Annotated in this window: 19 protein-coding genes; 3 read left to right on the forward strand and 16 right to left on the reverse strand. The window is 57.4% G+C overall.

Annotated features, from left to right (window positions below):
• Nucleotides 1-47: 47 nt before the first annotated feature.
• On the reverse strand, nt 48-239 hold the full coding sequence (locus tag N5098_RS00340; protein WP_267635682.1) for a hypothetical protein: 192 nt from the start codon (nt 237-239) through the stop codon (nt 48-50).
• Between the two features lie 95 nt (nt 240-334).
• Here N5098_RS00340 and N5098_RS00345 point away from each other — a divergent pair, with 95 nt between their 5' ends.
• Nucleotides 335-721 (forward strand): PaaI family thioesterase, encoded by a 387-nt coding sequence (locus N5098_RS00345; protein WP_267635683.1) that lies wholly within the window; start codon nt 335-337, stop codon nt 719-721.
• A 7-nt stretch (nt 722-728) separates the two neighbouring features.
• Here the strand turns inward: N5098_RS00345 and N5098_RS00350 are convergent, their stop codons facing one another.
• From N5098_RS00350 to N5098_RS00385, 8 genes are all read right to left on the reverse strand, one after another.
• The gene (locus N5098_RS00350; protein ID WP_267635684.1) at nt 729-1,394 is read right to left on the reverse strand and encodes a DUF2238 domain-containing protein; all 666 of its coding nucleotides are present in this window, start codon (nt 1,392-1,394) and stop codon (nt 729-731) included.
• Nucleotides 1,391-2,011, reverse strand: coding sequence for a hypothetical protein (locus tag N5098_RS00355; RefSeq protein ID WP_267635685.1), 621 nt, complete (start codon nt 2,009-2,011; stop codon nt 1,391-1,393). The genes N5098_RS00350 and N5098_RS00355 overlap by 4 nt, the downstream gene beginning before the upstream one ends.
• 58 nt (nt 2,012-2,069) lie before the next feature.
• Nucleotides 2,070-2,999: a metal-dependent hydrolase gene (locus N5098_RS00360; protein ID WP_267635686.1), complete on the reverse strand. Its 930-nt coding sequence runs from the start codon at nt 2,997-2,999 to the stop codon at nt 2,070-2,072.
• A 90-nt stretch (nt 3,000-3,089) separates the two neighbouring features.
• Entirely contained in the window at nt 3,090-4,094 is a 1,005-nt protein-coding gene (locus N5098_RS00365; protein WP_267635687.1) for an LLM class flavin-dependent oxidoreductase, read from the reverse strand.
• A gap of 66 nt (nt 4,095-4,160) precedes the next feature.
• On the reverse strand, nt 4,161-4,661 hold the full coding sequence (locus N5098_RS00370; RefSeq protein ID WP_267635688.1) for an acyl-CoA thioesterase: 501 nt from the start codon (nt 4,659-4,661) through the stop codon (nt 4,161-4,163).
• A gap of 99 nt (nt 4,662-4,760) precedes the next feature.
• Entirely contained in the window at nt 4,761-6,389 is a 1,629-nt protein-coding gene (locus N5098_RS00375) for an ATP-binding protein (RefSeq protein ID WP_267635689.1), read from the reverse strand.
• 106 nt (nt 6,390-6,495) lie between these two features.
• Entirely contained in the window at nt 6,496-7,830 is a 1,335-nt protein-coding gene (locus tag N5098_RS00380) for a sensor histidine kinase (RefSeq protein ID WP_267635690.1), read from the reverse strand.
• Nucleotides 7,831-8,220: 390 nt separating this feature from the next.
• Entirely contained in the window at nt 8,221-9,495 is a 1,275-nt protein-coding gene (locus N5098_RS00385; protein ID WP_267635691.1) for a M24 family metallopeptidase, read from the reverse strand.
• 218 nt (nt 9,496-9,713) lie between these two features.
• Between N5098_RS00385 and N5098_RS00390 the strand changes: the two genes are divergently transcribed.
• Nucleotides 9,714-11,564 carry an ABC transporter substrate-binding protein gene (locus tag N5098_RS00390; protein WP_267635692.1) on the forward strand — a complete coding sequence of 617 codons (1,851 nt, stop codon included), beginning with the start codon at nt 9,714-9,716 and terminating at the stop codon, nt 11,562-11,564.
• 17 nt (nt 11,565-11,581) lie between these two features.
• Here the strand turns inward: N5098_RS00390 and N5098_RS00395 are convergent, their stop codons facing one another.
• From N5098_RS00395 to N5098_RS00425, 7 genes are all read right to left on the reverse strand, one after another.
• Nucleotides 11,582-12,826: an adenosylhomocysteinase gene (locus N5098_RS00395; protein WP_267635693.1), complete on the reverse strand. Its 1,245-nt coding sequence runs from the start codon at nt 12,824-12,826 to the stop codon at nt 11,582-11,584.
• 51 nt (nt 12,827-12,877) lie between these two features.
• Complete coding sequence (locus N5098_RS00400) at nt 12,878-14,248, reverse strand: ABC transporter ATP-binding protein (protein WP_267635694.1); 1,371 nt, start codon at nt 14,246-14,248, stop codon at nt 12,878-12,880.
• Nucleotides 14,245-15,501, reverse strand: coding sequence for an ABC transporter ATP-binding protein (locus N5098_RS00405; RefSeq protein ID WP_267635695.1), 1,257 nt, complete (start codon nt 15,499-15,501; stop codon nt 14,245-14,247). Before N5098_RS00405 ends, N5098_RS00400 begins: the two co-directional genes overlap by 4 nt.
• Nucleotides 15,498-17,186 carry an ABC transporter permease gene (locus N5098_RS00410; protein WP_267635696.1) on the reverse strand — a complete coding sequence of 563 codons (1,689 nt, stop codon included), beginning with the start codon at nt 17,184-17,186 and terminating at the stop codon, nt 15,498-15,500. Before N5098_RS00410 ends, N5098_RS00405 begins: the two co-directional genes overlap by 4 nt.
• A 2-nt stretch (nt 17,187-17,188) precedes the next feature.
• Nucleotides 17,189-18,208 carry an ABC transporter permease gene (locus tag N5098_RS00415; protein WP_267635697.1) on the reverse strand — a complete coding sequence of 340 codons (1,020 nt, stop codon included), beginning with the start codon at nt 18,206-18,208 and terminating at the stop codon, nt 17,189-17,191.
• 231 nt (nt 18,209-18,439) lie between these two features.
• Nucleotides 18,440-18,907: a DUF7529 family protein gene (locus N5098_RS00420; RefSeq protein WP_267635698.1), complete on the reverse strand. Its 468-nt coding sequence runs from the start codon at nt 18,905-18,907 to the stop codon at nt 18,440-18,442.
• A 110-nt stretch (nt 18,908-19,017) separates the two neighbouring features.
• A complete protein-coding gene (locus N5098_RS00425; RefSeq protein WP_267635699.1) occupies nt 19,018-19,263 on the reverse strand; it encodes a DUF8593 domain-containing protein in 246 nt (81 codons plus the stop codon).
• 309 nt (nt 19,264-19,572) lie between these two features.
• Between N5098_RS00425 and N5098_RS00430 the strand changes: the two genes are divergently transcribed.
• Nucleotides 19,573-20,007, forward strand: coding sequence for an NUDIX domain-containing protein (locus N5098_RS00430; RefSeq protein WP_267635700.1), 435 nt, complete (start codon nt 19,573-19,575; stop codon nt 20,005-20,007).
• The last annotated feature ends 50 nt before the right edge of the window (nt 20,008-20,057 follow it).

Consider the following 20,057-nt stretch of genomic DNA (forward strand, 5'->3'; position numbering starts at 1 on the left):
GTGTTTGTTTTTTTTTCTCACACGTTATAGGGGTCCTCGGACCTCTCTTAGTGTCTCGACACAACGTCTCGCGCTGTGACTGCTCCTGTGCTGGCTCCGTCCGATACGGCGGCGTTCGGGCCGCCGCTGTTGTGTTCCAAGACAAAAGCAGACACGTGCCCCGGAATCGTCCCGCTCTGTCTCCTGATGAGTAGCTCGGTCCGGTAAGACGTTACCATCCTCTCAACTCTTCGTGTCATCTGTTATTAGAGTTTCGCAGTGATTATTGATCGTTGAAACCGACTCCGGGGAACTGTCGGCCACGTTTATGTAGACAGCAGTGATAGCCCGCGGTATGGACGTCGAAGCATTCTTCGAGAACATGCCGTTTGCACAGCTACTGGGCGTCGAAGTTACCGAGGTTGCTGACGGACACGCTGAGGGGTATCTCGAAATTGATGAGGAACTCTCGTGGAACGATGATACGCTCATGGCCCACGGCGGCGTCACGTTCACACTCGCAGACACCGTTGGAGGTGCGGCTCTTGTCTCGCTTGTCGACCAGCCGGTCCCGACTATCGACATGCGTATCGATTATCTCAGTGCTGCCACCGGTGATATCTACGCCGAGGCGGATGTTGTTCGCTGTGGTGATGATGTTGGGGCGGTTGATGTCGAGGTATTCTCAGCTGAGGATGAGACGCTGTTGGCCGATGCGCGTGGCGTCTACAAAACGGGGTAGGTTTTGATCACTCGGCACGCAACTGAGTGAGCCGGTCCCACAGTGCGTCTGAGAGGTCAGTCAGGTGGGCAGTGCCCCAGATGGCGACGACTACGCCACCGATAGCGTCGAAAACGAGGTCAAGCAGTGTATCGTCTAGTCCGTGTTGCGTAAATCCGGTTGTATTGGAGCCGAGTGCTTGAGCAACTTCGGCGATACTGAACTCTAGCAGCTCCCAGACGACACCGAAGGCGGTGACGAACACGAGAATGAATACAAACATGAACCGCGCAGGCAGGTCGATACCGTCTGCGTGTTCGTCGAAAGCACGAACGGTCGCGTACCCAGCAGCGGCAACGACCGACGCCGAAAGGGCATGTGTCATGTTATCATATATTGGTATCGAGCCGTACAGTGACTGTCCTGTTCCCGGAATTCCAACGACGCCAATAGTATGCAGGAATGCTGCACCAGTAATCCAGAGCGTGAGTCCGGCATTCATCGGTATTTCGTGGTCTCGTTCGAGTAGCGCCGGGAGAAAAGTCACGGCGAGACCGACACTGACCGTGACAAGCAAGGCTGCTTCCTGGCGTTCTAGTGCGACAAAGAGTAATCCAAACAATGTCAGCTGCATCGCGCGACTAAGCTGGCGCTGGTGTTGTTCAGAGAGTGAGAGACGAGTCCGCACGCTCATGGCTTCCCCATATCGCTATAGAAGCGCTCGTTCAGTGCTGTCCGCCGGAAGTATATCTGGAAGATAACGCCTGCGAATAGGCCTGCAAGCGCTGAATAGAGAAACTCAATCATCAACTCGTCGTGGATAGTCTGCTCGCTTACACCCGGCTTGAGTAATGTGGTTGTATCAAAAAGCAGGTCAACCCGCCAACGGATGACAGCCCCAACACCGGCAGCAGCCAGTGTAGCGAGAATAACGAAGCCGATAGCGAATCCAATTGTCATCTCTACATCGGTAAACAGTTCTAGTTCGACAGCAACGATGAGTGCGAGTGCAGCAATCGAGATGTAAACCAGAAACGCACCGGGAATGAGTGACGGTGTGATTGCCTGGCCAAACGTCGGTAGCGCAGCGAGAGCGACGACCTCCCAGGGAAGCATCGTCTGGCTATCACGGAATGTGACCGTTGGAACGAGACAAAGCGCTATGATACCAACTACAAACAGTGCCCATGGAATATCACCGTCAGCGACGCTCTCGGCAACAACGATGCCGAGAAAGAGAACAAAGAGCCAGGCAACGAGTGCGTTGCCTCGACGATCAGCCAGGAGGTCTCCCGGCGAGAAATCTACCATAATGGGAGTAATACCGGGAGGATGAAAACTATTCAGGATTCTGTGTCTCAACTCACAGTCAGCCAACGATGAGATAGCCAGCACTGTACGCTAGCCACGCAATCGTCACAGCTGCCAGCCCAGTTGTGACGAGACTTAGTTTTGACCGCGCTGTATCAAGCTCCGGCGTCGGTAGGTCGACGACGCCTACAAGGCCAACGGCGAGGACACTGAACACGAAGTGGTACGACACTGAAAGCGTCGGCGGCGGCAGTGCCAGTAGCGTTCCAACATAGCCGGCCCCGAGTACAGCACGGCGGTGGATACGCCCCCAAACGCGTTCACCGCGCAGTCCAAGATAGACCGTCATCGCGAGCCAGACTGTTATGAGTTCGAGTCCGAACGTTCCCAACAGGTGCACTGTCGGATCGGCCGACAGCATGACTCTCTTAGGGAGGAGATGGATATCGAGCGGATATAGCAGGTGCGGTACAGTCCCTGTAAAGATATCACCAAAGGGGTGACTGAGAATCCCGATGAATGCTGCCCCGGCCGTTTCGCCTGCGTCGAGACCGCCTACCCGTGCGCCGACCACGACAGCTCCGCCTGCGAGTACGAACAGACTCACGACTCCTGCCCGCAGTCCGCCAAGGACTCCCAGTGTCACAGCAACGAGACTGGCGAGTCCGAGTACCCCAGCGATGCGTCGGCGGCCGTGGGACGCAGATAGCCCAAACAGCATTGCCCCAAGGCCGCCGACGAGCAGCGAGTGTGTTATGCCACGGTGAACAGTGTTGCCAGTCTCCCAGAACGCCTCGGGAAACTGTGTTGGGCCGTCGGCTAAAATCGTTATCAGCCCGACCACCGCGTACCCCATATCGACATCTGGCACGACTGCGAAGGCACCTGCGACGGCGCCAAACAGCAAAGCACGCTCACGGGGGAGACCGACGGCGGCGGCGACGCCAGCCGCGAGTGCGAACGCCAGCGCCGTATGCCCAACCATCATCGTTCTCTGATGTAGCTGGGCAGTCGGCTTAAGCCGTTCGTGTATCACTCTCACACGGTAGCCCGGTCAGGATGCCTTGATTTGGAGGGCTTAGCGTAGTTCGGGTGCGACCTCCTCGCCGAGTCGATGGATGCAGTCGGTCATCTCTTCGGTCCCAACACCGGGATGATAGGTGCGGAAAATGAAGTGAATGTCGTCGCCCAGGGCATGCTTGTACGTTTCGAGCTGTTCAGTCACCTGCTCGGGCGTGCCAAAGATAGCCTGCTCTTTGAGTTCTTTCTTGCGCTCGGAATCAAGTTTGGCGACAGATTCGCCAGAGAATATCTCTTCGTAGCGGCGCTGGATGTAAAAGTATCCATCTTTCATCGTCTCCCACGCCTCCTCGCGAGAGTCACCGACCCAACCATGTTGGATGACGTAGTTCGTAAACTCGCCGTCGATTTCGTCGTTTTCCCGAACCGTCCGGATATCTTCAACGCGCTTTTTGACGCCACCAATCGACAGCGCTGAGGGAGCACACCATCCCTCTGCTTCCCGCGCGGCCCGACGAACGGCGGGTTTCGCACCGCCACCGAGCATAATGGGGATTTCATCCGCTGGCTTTGGCGTAATCGACACGTCACTGGGGATATCGTGAAACACCAAGTCATAGTCCAGCTCGCCCTCACTCCAGGCCCCACGGAGGAACGGAACCAACTCACTAAGCCGCTCAGCCCGCTCATCTCGGGGGACTCCGAACACGTCGAACTCGCGGGGGTTCGAGCCAATAGAGAGGCCAAGCGTAAGTCGGCCGTCAGCAATCAGGTCGACAGTCGCGGCGTCTTCTGCAAGTCGAATGGGTTCATACAGTGGACCAAGCGCAATACACGACCCGATTTCGATGTTGTCAGTCTCGGCGGCCATCGCCGACAGCGTTGGCATCGTCGCTGAGAGGTAGCCGTCCTCGGCGAAGTGATGCTCTGACACCCACGCGCTGTCGAGACCGACTGCCTCGATTTCGCGGGTAAGGGCAAGCACTTCGTCGTAGAGTTCGCTTGCCGAGCGGTCGTCATCCGGTCGCTGCTGGGCAGTAAAGAGACCAGTCCCGAGTTGCATACACGTCTATTGGGTACATGGGGATTAATCGTTGGTGGACTCTGTGACAGGTCTGTGAGCCAACGCTTAGCTTTCGGTCGTGGCCGCGACTTCGTTCCGGCGCTCGCGGCGTTGTGACAGTGCGATATCCCGGAGCTCTTTTTGGGCCTCTGTTGGACACTCCAGTTCCCCAACAGGTGCGGGAGTTTCCTCAGTATCGAGAGCAACGAAGCTAAAAAATGAGGCCGCAGCGTCTTCTGTCAGACCGTCGCTCGGGCGCTCAACCTGTACGTCGACTTTGATATCCATACTCGTCTCGCCGGTATCGAACACGTAGCCGGTAACAGTGACGACATCGCCAAGTTCGATGGACTGGATGAAATCGACGTGGTCCATCGACGCCGTGACAACCTGTCGCTGGCTGAACCGCCGTGCTGCAATCGCACCACAGATATCCATCCAGTGAAGAACTGACCCACCAAGCGCTCGCCCGAGATTATTTGTATCGTTTGGCATCAGTATCTCACTCATCTCGGTGTACGACTCCTGCAGTGTCGCCGTCCTGTGAACGGACTGGTGTGCTGTCATATCGCCCGATAACGTGTGACCGCACATAACCCTGTTTAATTTTCATTAGTACAAGCTAATTTGCACCGTAGCGACGATGGCGGTATCCACCTGCCGTTGTCAGGCTGGGTGACGGTGTTCGTCGGGCACAGTGAAGTGAACAGTCGTCCCCTCGGTCGTCTCAAACTCGAGGTCACCACCAATTGTCATGACTGCCCATTTGAGTTGCCACAGCCCAAGCCCCGTTCCGTGTTCGAGTGCTGTCTCCGTCCCAGCATCAAGGGAGGCCAGTTCGCCTGACGGAATACCGGGGCCGTTGTCGGCGATAGTCACTTCGTACTCGTCTCGTTGCTTTGTGACGACGACTTCGACGGTGGTATCGGCGTACGTCGCCGCATTATCGAGCGAACTTTCGAGCGCGGCTTTGAGTGCCTCCCGGTTTGTCTCTACGGTGGCCGACTCCGGAAGGTCGAAAGAGACCGTAAGGTCGGCGCTCTCAGGGTCGACAACAGCCCATGTTGCCTCGACTACCTCTACAAGGTCGACTGCCGTACTGCTCTTCGAGTGGGAGACGAACTGATCGATGGTGCGGGCTCTGTGTCCAAGCTCTGCAATCGTATCTGCGGTGTCGACGATAGTCGTTGCGTGGCCGTTCTCGTGTTGAGCGTCGAGGACCTCGGCGTGGCTTTTGACGACCTCGACTTTGTTGCGAAGGTTGTGTCGTAGGACCCGGTTGAGCACGGTAAGGCGTTGCTCGCGGAGTTCATGTTCAGTCACGTCGTGGAGGCTGACAAGCGAGCCAAGTCCACGACCGTGCTGGTCGGTCACTGACGATACTTGTGAGTCGTAACGACGTGTTCCGTCAGGTGTCTCCAGCGTAATTGACTCTGCTTTCCCGAGCGCTTCGAGGCTGTAAGGCAACTGAGTCTGGAGTTGTTCTCCTTGTACTGCGTCTTGGTCGATGTCGAGTGTTTCAGTTGTGGCTTCGTTGATTTTGATAATGCGCTGTTGGTCGTCAACGACGAACACGAGGTCATCTATCTCCCGTGCAATCTCGCGCTCGCCGATTGTCCCGACTGCCGGCGTCGCCGTGAAGATGCCGTACTGGAACAGGGCAACAGTGAGCGCAATTGCTGGAATCCCAAACGTCAGCAGATAGGCTTCGGACAGCGCAAGCGGTGTCGAGAGAGCGTTTGCAGTGTTGAAACCGACCGTCGTCGTTGCAGGTGCAACACTGAGGAGGACGCCTGCTCGTAGCGAGAGATGGCTGTACTCTGCGGTCATCAAGAGAATGATACCAATGCCGAGTGCGACCAACCCAAAGATGTAGATAGCAGACAGACCGCCGATGATAAGGCCGAGAACGGCGGTTTCGAGCGGAAGTACTATTTGAAATATAATCCCGCTCGCAAACAGGAGGTACGGGAGAAACAGATATCCAAACGTCCGACGAGACAGGCGCGTGTACCGTCCAGAGTACTGAAGGCTAAACAGTGCCCACGGGAGACACCACAGTCCTAACCCGAGCACTGCTGGTAGCGACCACACAACCTGCTCGCCCCAGCTGTCGCCGACAATGAAATGGACACTGCCGCTGGCGATTCCGCTTGTGCCAAACAGGAGTGTAAAGATGGCAAACGAGAGAACACCCGGCTCATCCCATTTGCGGTAGCTGTAGAGACCAAGTATGCAGATACCGAGGCTTACCAGTATCCCGACACCGAACAGTCCCTCGGCAAGTGAAACCATTAGTTGCTGTTCAGGCTGAATAGTCAAAAACCGTATGGACGGCTGGCTATCTGTGACAGGGCGAACAGGTGAACTACCACGGTCTTTCGGCCATGGATACGCGCTCTCACTGGCGCGGAACGGTAATCTCGACTGTCGTCCCGTCGGTTGTTTCGAACGAAAGCGTCCCATCTATGCTTCTGACAGCCCACTTGAGTTGCCACAGGCCGAGTCCGGTGCCATGCTGGAGCGCTGTTTCAGTCCCACCTTCGATAGCGGCCAGCTCCGAGTCAGGAATTCCGGGTCCATCGTCGGCAACGGTGATGTGATACCGCTGTGGCTTGTCAGCTACTGTAATCGAGACGCGTGAATCAGCATATGTAAGGGCGTTGTCGAGTGCACTGTCGAGTGCACCGGTGAGTGCTGTCTGATTTGTCGTTACCGTCGCTGAATCTGGCACGTCAACCGAGACTGCCACGTCGGTATCGTCAGCCCCAACCGACGCTAATGTCGTCCGAACGGCGACCGAGATGTCGACGCGTTGCTCGTGTGTCGACTCGGAAACAAATTTGTCGATTGTTCTGGCCTCTTTTCCGAGGCCCGCGATTTCGTCGGCGGTATCGACAATCGTCTCTGTGTAGCTGTCACCAAAATCACCCCCTATCGCGTCCTCGGCTATCTCGTCACCGAGCACTTCGGCACGACTTTTTATAACCTCGATTTTGTTTCGGAGATTGTGCCGGAGCACCCGGTTGAGCACGGAAAGACGCTGCTCGCGGAGTTCGCGTTCAGTGACGTCGCGCAAACTCAGTACCATGCCAAGTTCAGTTCCGTGGCCGTCGGTCACCGTCGATACCTGTGGGTCATACTGTCTGGGTCCATTGATTGTCTCCATCGATACTGTTGTCAGTTGTCTTACCTCACCGGTACTGTAGTCGAGTGTCGCTGTCAGTGGTTCGCCACGGGCACTCTCACGGGACACGTCGAGCGTCTCGATTGCAGTCTCGTTGAGCGTCACGACGCTGTCACAGTCGTCGACGACGAACACCATGTCATCGGTTTCTTGTACAATAGCCTTCTTGCCGATTCTCTCGACTGCGGGGGTCTGCTCGAAGAGGTCTCCGTTCCACACCACGTAGCCAAAAGACGCTGTGCCAATACCGAGTCCCGACAGATAGATTATTGCACTAGTTGTTTGCGTTGCGGGAACGGCGACGATGTTGATAACGACAAACACCACAAGAGGAAATACCGCCAGCAACGACGCATCGCGAACCGGTGTCTGGACATTATTGTAGGTCGCACTCAGTAAAAGTGCTGTCCCGACAAGCGCCAGCCCCAGACAGTAGAGGAGGATGATGGTCGAAAAGGCCTGTAACACAGCGACCGGTTCGACGCCAACGACACTGAGTCCAAAATTGAGAATAAATATGATAAATGGAACGTAGAGAAACCCAACCATTCGTCGGCGTATCCGCGTATATCGACCGGTGTACTGGAGGCTGAACAGAAACCACGGGACTGTCGAGACACCCCAAAAAAGAGAACAATCCGTGGCAACCACCCGGCTACCGAGGACATCGTCCAGTTGATATATACAACGCTGATACCGCCTGCGAGAGCGCTCCCAAACCCGACAATTCCCGCGGACGCGGCAAGCGGTGTAACACCAAGTTGGTCTCGTCGTCGGTAGGTGTAGCCGCCAAGGAGACAGAGGGTGGTCCCAACGAAGAAAATAGCAACAAATAATCCATCAATCACAGCTACCATACTACGTGGTTTCAGGGCGTCTAATAAAAACCTCTCTCACCAAGCGGTGGATCTCTCCACTGGTGTGACAGGCCGAAGTAGTTTACACGTCGATTTGGGTAATCTCTTCGACAGGCCACTGGCTGAGAATCTCGACACCATTCTCGCGGACAACGACCATCTCTTCGACGCGGACACCCTGGCGACCGGCTGGCTCTTGGGTTTCGACGGCCATCGTCATCCCCTCCTCGATTTCGATTGGATGGTCCGGCGAGAGACCGCGCCAGATGAGTGGCGTCTCGTAGAGTTGGAGTCCCAGTCCGTGTGCCCAGTGATTGGTCGTCATCTGCCATGGCTCGTCGGCATCGTAATAGTCTGCGTGCTCACCTTCCATGTCGGGGAAGCCTTTGGCAATTTCGTCGGTCGTTGCGCCGGGCTCAATTCGTTCGAGCACGTCATAGAGGTTATCCCGAGCGATTTCGTAGGCGTCTTGCTGTTCCTGTGTGGGTTCGCCCATCGAGAAGGTCCGATAGTAACAGGAGCGATAGCCCAGATAACCGATGTTGTAGAAGTCAGCGTAGACGAGGTCTCCCGGCCGAATCATCCGGTCAGTGGTGTTGGCTTGGTGTTTGGGCCAGGTGTTCGGGCCGCTGGTGAGGTAGCCGCCACCGACGAAGGCACCGTGTCGCCACAGTTCCTGTGCTGCCTCGCCCCATACTTCGTTTTCTTTCATTCCCGGCTTTGCCGTCTCGGTGATACGCTGGAAGCCAGATTCACAGATAGCCGCGACCATCCGTAGACACTCGATTTCGTCTTTTGTCTTGGTTTTCCGGGCGTCGAGCATCACGTCCTGTGCAGTTCCGGTATCCACGTCAACACCAGTATCTTCGATGGCGGTGACAAGTCCCTGATTCCCGATGTCGAGACCCAGCCGCTCGTTTTTGACACCGTACTCCTCCATCGCTCCGGCGATGAGGTCTGCCATCTTCGAGAGGAGGAACTGACGAGCCGAATTTCGCCCGGATGCCCGGGGAACATTCCCTAACCCGGGGCAAGCGTACCGAATGTCGTCGAGCCACGGACAATGCTTGCGCTGGTTGCTTGCGTGGTCAGCGGTATCCCAGTGGACAATGTCGCCGTCTTCTGTGAGTAGAGTGTAGTGGTCCGCTCCACTCCCGCCAGTCATCGCTAGCCCAGTCACGTAGCGGATGTTCGGGTCCGAGACGAGCAGCAGTGCTCCGAGGTCACTGTCCTGAAGACGGTCGAGTGCGCGTTGTTTGCGCTGTTCGCGGAGCCGTTGCGTGTCGATACGCTCCTCCCAGTCGACCGCCTGGGTTCCGAGCGTTCCCTCCATGTAGTCGCGTTCGTGGAACGTCATCACCCATCTTTCTCAGGGCTGGCACTAAACCGTGCCGCTCTCTTCGATACTGTTCCGGTTCCGCTCGATAACGTGTCTTGTCAGTGATTCGCTGTGATTATTGAGGCCCGCCGATGGCGGTAGCTACTATCTATGGTACACAGGCAGATTACCGGCAAAAAGCCCGAATTAAGCAGTAATGGGAACAACTATACGGATATATCCCATTAATCTCTTGCATGTCACCGGACATCGAGCGGCGGCAATTTCTGACCGCGGTTGGAACAGTTGCGACAGCCGCGATGGCTGGCTGTAGTAGTGATGACAACGACCCAGTCGAAGACGACAGTTCCACAGGAGAAGACAGCACAGGGAACGACAACAGCGACACCACTGGCGACAGTGATGGGGACGGTGGCTCCGATGGCGGGCAGGTCAATTTGGTGCAGATACCACAGGAGACGACCGACCCAATCGGCATTGCGGGGCCGGTCAACGCCTGGACAAACTGGCAGGTTCACGAGCAGTTGTTCACCTACGAAGACGGGACGCCGCCGGTCGTCTCGTCGCTGGCCAAGGAGTACACTGTCTCCGACGACTACCTCACGTACACGTTCGAGTTGAGAGAGGGCGTCATGTTCCACAACGGAGACGAGTTAACCGCTGAGGATGTTGTCTACTCCTGGCGGCGGCTCGCGGAGTCCGAAAACAACCGTGGTCACGCTGACCGTATCGTCAGGGGACCAATGTCAGTCGACCACGATGTCAACGACGATGATGAGACGGTACCGGACTCGCTGGCGCTCGAAGCAGTCGACGACTACACCGTCGAGATGACACTCGAAACCCCGTTCCACGGGACACTCGGAAACCTTGCCGACCCTCGCCTCTCGGTTATTCCCGAGGGTGTCGTCGGCGATATCGAGGGGTATGACGGCGAGTATGAGTACGACGAATGGGTCTCCCAACACCTCCACGGTACTGGCCCGTTCCAGCTCGATAGCTGGAATCGCGGCAGCGAAATTTCGCTGAGTCGGTACGACGACTATCACGGCTCTGTTGCCAACGTTGAGGGTGTCACCGTCCAGATTCTTGGTGACCCGAACGCGGTGTTTACCAGCGCGGTCAACGAACAGAACGTGGATATCTTCGAACTGCCACGTTCGCAGTTCAACCCGAACCTGCTCAGCGTCGATGAAGACCTCGGTGGCGACCGTCGTGAAGGGTCTTACGGGCCGGTTACGAACGACGAGACACTCAACTATGGTGAGACCAGTCTTCCCCGAACGCAGTACGCGATATTCAACACACAACGTGTCGAGAAACCGGCGCGGAAGGCAATCGCATACCTCATAAACCAAGAGACGATTACCGAAACGGCTGTCCGCGGTCAGGGAACTCCTGCATACCTGTTGACACCGCCGAGTGGCTTCCCCGGCGGACCGGAAGCCTACAACGAACTCGCACAAAACGAGTACCCATACGGCTACGCGGAGTCCGACATTGAATCGGCACGCCAGATTATGGAAGACGCCGGGTACAGCGAGGACAACATGTACGAGACGACCGTTCAACATCCCTCGGACAGGCAAGCCTCCGAGTGGACCGAAATCGCCAGCCTACTCCAGAGTCAGGCTGAGGCAGCACACATCGACATCAGCATCGAGGAAGCGCCATCGTCGACGCTGACCAACCGAGCATTTGAGGGCGAAATTACCATCTATCTTGTCTGGAACGCACTGAACTGGCTAGAAGCAGACGCAATGTTGCGATTTGCGTACCCGAACCAGTACGCCTGGTCACGCTGGGGAGCCGAGGTGGACTTCGAGTACGAGGGTCTCTCCGAGGCAGCCAAGCAGGCAACCGACGCCTGGGACCAGTACGAGCAACACCAGACGCCAAGCGAGAGCGACCAGGAGATGCGCAACGAGTCCTACCTCGACATCGAACGCGCGAACTGGGACGATATGACGATGCTCCCGCTCTGGCATCCAATCGAAGAACTGTACTGGTACGACTGGGTCGAAGGGTTTGAGATGCACGGACCACAGCGCCGGCCCGCGCTCAACAACGTCTCGTTCAATCGGTAATCGCCCCACGGAGTCTGTTATTCCACGGCGGAACTGTCGTGGAACGCCCACTCGCTGTGAAACGCACGCTGTTTGTCGGGGATATCGTCGATTTCGACCGCCATCGCAGCTAACTTCTCGTGAGCGACCGCTCTGTCGAGATCATCAGGAACCGGATGGAGACCGGGTTCCAGACTGACGCCGTCTGCCAGTGCCACAAGACCTCGTATCATCATTGCGAAAGTTGTGTCCATGACTTCACCGGGGTTGCCTGTGCTGTTCGGGGCCGTTAGATTCACCACCTTTCCGTCGGTCAGTAGTGTCACCTCTCGCCCATCAGGGAACCGGTACCGCGTCGTCCCGGGTCGTGGCTGGTCACTGTCGGTTGCGTGTGATGCGAGCGCCTCTCGGTCGACTTCGACTGCGCTCCCGATAGAGGCAATCACAGTTCCGTCAGCGAGCGCGTCGACGTGTTCGTCGCGGAGTACCTGATATCGCCCGGTCGCCGTAATCACGAACTCAGCTTCGGTGACCGCCTCTGCCATGGGCCGTACGTCGTGGCCATCGGCAAGCGCTTCTAGGGCCTTTCGCGGGTCGACTTCGGTGACGACGGTCCGGGCACCCAGTGCCCGGAGCTTTCGTGCGATGCCACGCCCACAGTGACCGTAGCCGGCGACGACCGCGACCGAGCCAGCGAGCAGCGTGTCGGTTAACGACGTAATTGCCGACAGCGAACTCTCGGCTGTTCCGTGGACGTTGTCGAAATGCTGTTTCATCGGTGTGCCGTTGACGTCATAGACCGGACAGGCGAGAACGTCTTGATTGTCCATCGCCTGCAAGCGGGTAATGCCACCGGTCGTCTGCTCACAGGCCCCGCGAAGACCCTCGGCAACGTCGGGGAACTCGTCATGGACGAGGCTCAAGAGATTCGCACCATCGTCAGCGATGAGGTCTGGCTCTGCCGCCAGCACCTCCCGCCGAGCATCGCGGCGCTCGTGTCTGCTGTGCTCTGTTGCTGCCAGTGGCGTAATTCGGGGCCGCTCCTGAAGCCACTCGACGACAGCGGCGTGTGTACTTCCGGCCTCACCGGTTGCCAGCACCTTGGCACCGCCTGTTGCCAGTACGTCGAGAAACAATCCAGTGTGCGGTGTCATCGGTGCTGAGACCCCAACTGTGAGGTTCTCGAAGGGCGTCGTCTCGCGGTACCGGTCAGCAGCAGCACGGAGTAGCGGTGACTGTTTCCGTACGGCCCCAAGCGGTCCCCAATCGGTTGCGTTGCTCATTGTAGATGACCAGCACGGGTCGGTAAAACGCTTTGTGTCCGTTGCTCGGTCTCACTCGGGGAGATACTCGCCGGAGTCACTCAGGTACTCTCCGGGCTCTTGATACTCTTGGCTATGGCGGTGACAGCGACTCGATTGCTCATCAGTGACCCCCTGCTGGCACGGAGTATCGTGCTCACAGACCGTACTAAACTCCTCATCGAGGAGGTCTCGGGCTTCGGTTACGTTCCCACCCGCCACAAGTTCCGTCGCCCGGTCGAGTGTTTCCTTGATGGCATCAGGATAGCTCAGCGAGCCAAACAGCTCGTTTGTGACCTCTCGAATCGGCGTGAACCGCGACCCAAGTCCAAGTTGCCCCTTGGCCCGCTGAACTACAGTTGTACGCGCTTGGTCGCGTTCGCGTATCACGCGACGGAACTCTTCGATACCAGCCCACTGGTCGTCAGTGAGCTGTTCGTGTTCGGGCTGTCGAATCTTGAACGGACACCGAGTCGAAAACACACAGCCTGTCGGCGGGTCGCGGGGGTTTGGTGGCGTTCCACGGAGCGTGATGCGGTCCGCGCCGACGCTTGGGTCAGGTTGGGGAATCGCCGACAGCAGCGAGCGGGTGTAGGGGTTCGACGGTGACTCGAACAGTTGCTCTGTTGGGCCAACCTCCATGAGAGTGCCGAGATACATCACGCCAACCCGGTCACAGATGTGCCTGACGACGCTCAGGTCGTGTGCGATGAGCATGTACGTGAGACCGAACTCTTCTTGAAGCTCGGATAAGAGGTTCAGAATCTTCGCTTGCACGGAGACATCTAGCGCGCTCACAGGCTCATCAAGGACGATAAACTCCGGCTCCAAAGCAAGCGCCCGGGCGATACCAACCCGCTGGCGTTGCCCACCGCTAAACTGGTGGGGGTAGCGGTGATAGTGTTCCGAGCGCAAGCCAACGCGGTCGAGCAGCTCCCACACTCGGTCGCGGCGCTGAGATGCTGTCTTCCAGTTGTGGACTTCTAGGGGTTCGCGGATGATTTCGCCGACGGTCATTCGGTCGTTGATGCTCGATGTGGGGTTCTGGTAGACCATCTGGGCGTCACGGCGCCATTCTTTGAGTTCACGTCGTCCAAGCGAGGTTACGTCGGTCCCATCGAAGGTAACAGTTCCATCCTCGATATCTTCGAGGCGAAGGATGCTCCGGCCGAGCGTTGTCTTCCCACAGCCACTCTCGCCGACGATACCGAACGTCTCACCGCGACCGATTTCGAAGGAGACGCCGTCGACAGCTTTGACGGGCTTGCCGCCCAACAACTTCTCACTCTCGTAGTACGTCCGTAACTCGTCGACTGTAACGAGTGGGTTCGCATGGCTGGGGGTCGCATTGGCTGTCTCGTCACCGTCCGCGCCTGTCGTACTGTTGGCTGTGTTCTTGCTCATTGTCGACTCCCTCTCGTGTTCTCGGTTGTAGTGTCGTCGCTGGCCCGGTGTTGTCGAAGCCGGTCGCCAAGGTCCGCAGACTCGGGATAAAGGAGACAGGCCGCAGTGTGGTCAACGTCGGGACCGTCTTTGATTCCGTCCTCGACGGGCACATGCTCGGGATGAATCGAGTCACACTCCTCAAAGGCCTCCGGACATCGCGGTGCATACCGGCAGTATGTCGCCTGTTCGTTTGGTGTCGGGACGCTCCCGTCGATTGTGGGCAGCCGGTCGACCTCGCCAGTTAGTCCGGGAATACTCTGGAGTAGTCCCTTGGTGTAGGGATGTTTGGGCTGGTCGAACAGCCGGTCGACTGAGGCTCGTTCGACGACTTCCCCGGCGTACATCACGGCGACTGAATCGGCAACCTGTGCGATAACTCCCATATCGTGTGTAATAAACACAATAGACAGGCCACGCTCGCGCTGGAGACGGTCTAACAATTCGAGAATCTGTGCCTGAATGGTAACATCGAGTGCGGTCGTCGGCTCATCACAGAGCAGTACCGATGGGTCACAAGCCAGCGCAAGCGCGATAACCGCCCGCTGTTGCATCCCGCCGCTGAACTGGTGGGGGTACTCGTCGAGCCGGCGTTTCGGGTCCGGAATGCCGACGCTTTCGAGCAGTTCAGTCGCCCGCTCAGTCGCTGTCGCGCCCGTCACTCCTTGGTGGATATCGAGCAGTTCCTTGATTTGGTTACCGACTGTGTACACCGGATTGAGACTTCCAAGCGCATCCTGGAACACCATCGCAATCTCGCTGCCACGGACCGACTTAACGACACTGTCGGGTGCTCCAACAAGGTCGACTGACCCTCGCTCGACAGTCACTGACTTCCCGTCGCCCGACCCAGCGTTGACCGTAACGAAACTGTCAGTGTGCCTTTCGGTCTCCTCGCGGTCAGCCCGCTTGACTCGGTCAGGATAGGTACGTGCAACCTCCTCGACAAACGCTGGGTCGTGGTACCGGATTTCGCTGTCGGGGTGGACTTCTCCGGGGTCGTCGACGAGGCCAAGAATCGACCGGGCGGTGACGCTTTTGCCCGAGCCGCTTTCGCCGACGACGCCAAGCGTCTGCTGGGGCGAGACGCCAAACGAGACGCCGTCAACCGCACGAATCGTCTCTTGGTCCGTGGTGAATGTTGTCCGTAGGTTCGTAATAGAAAGCCGTGGCCTATCGATTGTCTCTGTCTCGTTTTGTGACGTATCGCTCATACACCACCACCTCGTGACTCCGTCTCACTCGCATCAGCAACCCCGCTGTCACTCTGTGGGTCAACGGCATCTCTGAGTGCATCCCCGACCGCGTTAAAGCCCATCACGACGAGCGTGACCATAATACCCGGAATGAGTGAGATGTGCCAAGACTCGGTCGCGACGAATTCCCGGCCGAGGTCGACAGCTCGGCCCCATTCAGGCGTCGGCGAGGTGATGCCAAGGCCCAGAAAGGAGAGGCCGGCGACCGCGAGGATGACGCCGCCAAGTACCAGCGAGCTGTAGATGAGCAGGTAGCCAAGTAGGTATGGAAGCATGTGTAACCGCATAATTCCGGTCGCTGACTGACCGTAACTCCGGGCGGCATCAACCCAGTCTTCTTCGGCAATCTGGAGTGTCGGCCCACGGAACGCTCGCCAGAGGAACGGCCACCCCGTCGCAGCCAGAATGAGCGCTAACAAGACCCCGCCGTCGTAGAGTCCACCCAGCCACGTATCGGCCATGAGCACCGTGAGCAAAATCAACAGCAGGAGGCGTGGAACGCCCATGATGGTGTCGCCCGTGACCACGAGCACCAAATCGGCCAGCCCGCGATAGTACGCTGAGATGAGCGCGAACCCCGTCGCGAGGATAGCACTCACAGCGACGCTCAACAGGCCAATAAGCAGTGATACCCGGGCACCATGAACGAGAAACGTAAAGAGGTCTTTCCCGTTTGTTAGCGTTCCAAAGGGATGGAATCGGTCGAACCGGTCATAGCTCAGTGGCCCAACGTTCTCGCCGGGGTACCCTTGTGAGCGAGTTTCGAGGTTTGCATTTCCGACGAGGGTATCAGTGACCTGTCCGAGCCCAGCGTCGTAGTACGTGATGCTGTTCGAAAACGGCGCATACAGGTTTTGCTCGGCAGTCGTCGTCCCGAGAGAAGGCGCGAAGGCGGCCATCGTCAGAAACAAGACGACGATAACGAGGCCGAACTGGCCCCAGCGGTGGTAGCGGAGTCGCGCCACCACGTCGTCACGCGGTGTCCAGTCGGCCTGTCGGTAGTAGGTTCGGTATCGCTGGAAGCCCACCCAGAGCCAGCCAAGCCAGGCGGCAACATAGAGATGAACAACGAGGACGCGGACGGCCCACGCGACTGCCGACGAGAGGCCGAGAAATGTTCCGTGCCAACTCCCGTCCGGCGTCTGGTACCCCTGGTTCGGAATCGTCTCGCGGGCGGTCAGCGTCGGGAGATCTCCGAGTTGGACGAACGCCGACCGCAAAACGTCACCAAAGTTGCTCCCAAGCTCAACTGCGCCAGTCCGGAGCGCGAGCCAGCCAACCCCGCCAATGGCCAAACCAAACACGAGACCGTCGAGTAAGCGTTGTGGGCCCAACGGAATCCGGTCCGTGACGCGCAAGACAACGGTTGCGCGAGTCCACGTCGCCACTGCCAGTCCGACAAGCGCGAGTAGGAGCACAAAGCCGACCCACGACAGCAGCCCTGTGGTTCCACCGGCGGCAAGTGCATTTGTGAGACCGCCGTATCCTGTTTCGAGTGCTGTAACGGTGGCGTCGCCGGCGCTCACGAGTCCGGCCGTAATACGGCCAAGCTCGACAGCAAGCAAGAGAGCGACGCCGAGCAACCACACGGCAGCCGGTCGGGGCTGTTCTCGAACACGTTCAGTAAGTGGTTTGTACTCCATAGTTATCGTCCCTCATAGCCAACACGCGGGTCAATCAGCAGGTACAGCAGGTCCTGAATAATGTTCATGACGACGACGACAACGATAAACACGAACACTAGGGCGGTAACCAGCGGGAGGTCGCCGTTAGTCGAGGCCTGGAAGAACAGCCAGCCGATGCCCTGGATACCAAAGACAACTTCGACGATAACTGAACCGCCGATGAGGAGGAACGCCTCGTTGGTAATCGTCGGTACCAGCGGAATAAACGCGTTCCGGAGGATGTGTTTCCAGACGAGCGAGCGCCGTGAGACGCCGTTTGCTTTGGCGGTCTCGACGTAGTTCGCGTTGATTGTTTCGAGGATAGCAGTCCGGGCGATTCGCAACTCGCTTCCCATCGACGCTGATCCAAGAACGATTGCTGCCGGGAGGACCTGTTTGGTCGCAGCGGTAAACCCAGTGGGTGACGTCAGATTCGAGAGGTCCGGTGTTCCAGTGACTGACGTTTCGACGAGGAAGCTGTTCCAGTCGAAGCCGAACAACAAATCCGGCTGCGAGAGGACAGCGAGCATGATAATTGCCAGCCAGAAGTTCGGCATCGCTCGCCAGATGATACCGAACATCGATATCAGATAATCAGTAATCGTATTTGCGTGGAGGCCGGCGTAGACGCCAATCGGAATCCCGATGAATATCGGAATTAGGACGGCCCACAAGGCAATCCACATTGTTCGCGGTCCGTAAATAACCAGCAAGTCGGTGACATCAGTTCCCTGTGCCAGTACCCATGACTGGCCGAGGTCGAACGTAAAGAAATCGAGCATGTACTGCTGATAATGGTCAACCAGTGGCTGGTCGAGACCGAGTTGTGCACGTACCCGGAGATACTCAGCCTGCGAGGCTTCTGTCGCCGTCTCGCCGACGATAGCCGCCGCGGGATCGATGGGTCCGAATCGGAAAATGATAAACGTTAGTGTCGCGCCGAAATAGAGGACTGGAATCGATAGCGCCAGCCGACGCAGAAAGTAGCGTAGCCGACTCATTTCGACAAATGCCCCTTATTTTCTTGCCAGCGATGCCGAGTAGTTGTATCCGCGTGCACCGTCGTATATCCATGTGGTCTGCGTCTGAACACTTATTGGCTTCGAACTGCGAAGTTTCTCAACGTTGTATAGTCAGCATGCGTACCCTCGTGTGTTCACAGAACTGTCTGGGTAATGCGTCGAGCCGCGACCGCCACACAGGTCTGACGAAACCGGGAGTAGTCGTTCGTCTCAGTTTTCAGGAAAAAACGGGTCGATCTCGTCGTGCTCGAAAGAACCCAGATGGGTGCCGTTGATTTTGCAGACATGTGAGTACATCTTGTCAGTCTCCGTTGCTGCCTGTCGGCACGCCGCCAGCGAGTTACTGTCAAGCACGCCTGCCAGCAGTATCGCCGTCTCGCTTTCGGGGTCAAGAAAGACTGTCAACAAAAACAGGTGGCTCGGTGTCGTCGCCCGGTAGACCTCTGTCTCCGAGAATCCGTCCGGTTTGAACAACTCCTCGAACCTGTCGGCGTCGTCACTCGGGACGACGTAGGCATACCCGTGGCGGTCAGTTTGGCCCTCCTCTGCTTCCACTGCGGCGGCGTCACCGGCCGGCATCGACAGTGTTTCCCAGCCCTCGGCTGCCAGCTCGGCGGCCATTGTATCCATCTCGTCGAGGAGTTGTTCCCACCCCTCGTTTGTCGCATCGTCTGTCATAGCAAGCCAGTCGTGAGCCACGGTAAAAAGCGATGCGTTGCACGAATGGCTGGTCTGTGGGAAACAACGACACCACGGTGTCTCCGGCAGTCAACTAACCCGGAAACGGCTTACAGGTCAGTTTCGACGCGAAGCTCCGTATCAGTCACTGTTGCAATCGTGTCTGACGGTACCTCGATATCATCCTCATCGGCGTCGCCATAACCCAATCCCTGTATAACTGCCTCGCTGAGGCTTGGGTCGGGCTCGACGTATGCTAACTGCTCGTCGGTGTCGACGTGAGTAACAACACCGATTTCTTCGCCCTCGATATCCATCAGCACTTTTCCTTCGTCTGCTGTTGAAAGAACTGTCATCACTCTGTGAGTTATCGTCCGAAATACAATACTGGCCGGACCCGTTTCAGGCTCAGAACACTGGCTGTTACTTTTATATACGCCTGCATGGCACAGGCTGTGTTGAAAAGATCGAGACAACAAACCAATCTGACAGTCAGAGTGTCTACACCGAGTAAGTTAGGTGGCCGTTGTGAATGGACAAAAGCACCGCGAACGCTCCCGAGACGAGTTAAGACAGCATCGGTCCCGTTGCCAACTGGTGGTTTTTGGACTGGAACAGTTCGCCGAACCGACCCACTTTTTATCTACGTCTCTGACCCAACTCACATGAAAGAGTCTGCCTACATCGTAAACGTCGACGGTGCAGTCGTTCGGGACGGAGAGTACCTGTTCATCGAGCGCGGGGAAAAAGAAGACCACGCCGCCGGCATTCTTAGCTTCCCAGGTGGCAAGATTGAGGCAACTGACGGCGGCGACGCGATACGCGCGGCGGCCCGACGCGAAATTGCCGAGGAAGTTGGCGTCGAAGTCGGGACAGTCGAGTACGTCACGAGTTCGATGTTCGAAGACGACACCGGAACTCCCTGTCTCAACGTTGTCACGCTGTGTGAGTACGTCGATGGTGAGGCCCACGCAAAGGCGACCGACGAGGTGGCCACAATCCACTGGCTGTCACCTACAGAGGCTCGTGACCACGACGATGTGCCGCGGTTTGTCGCGGAGTACGTCGATACCGTTGAGGCGGTCCGAGCCGACGAGTAACTCCTCTGTCTCCCAAAGCAACCGTGCTCACCTACGGAGATCGAACAGTC

Origin of the sequence: Halovenus rubra (genome assembly GCF_026586665.1) — an archaeon.
Classification (GTDB): domain Archaea; phylum Halobacteriota; class Halobacteria; order Halobacteriales; family Haloarculaceae; genus Halovenus; species Halovenus rubra.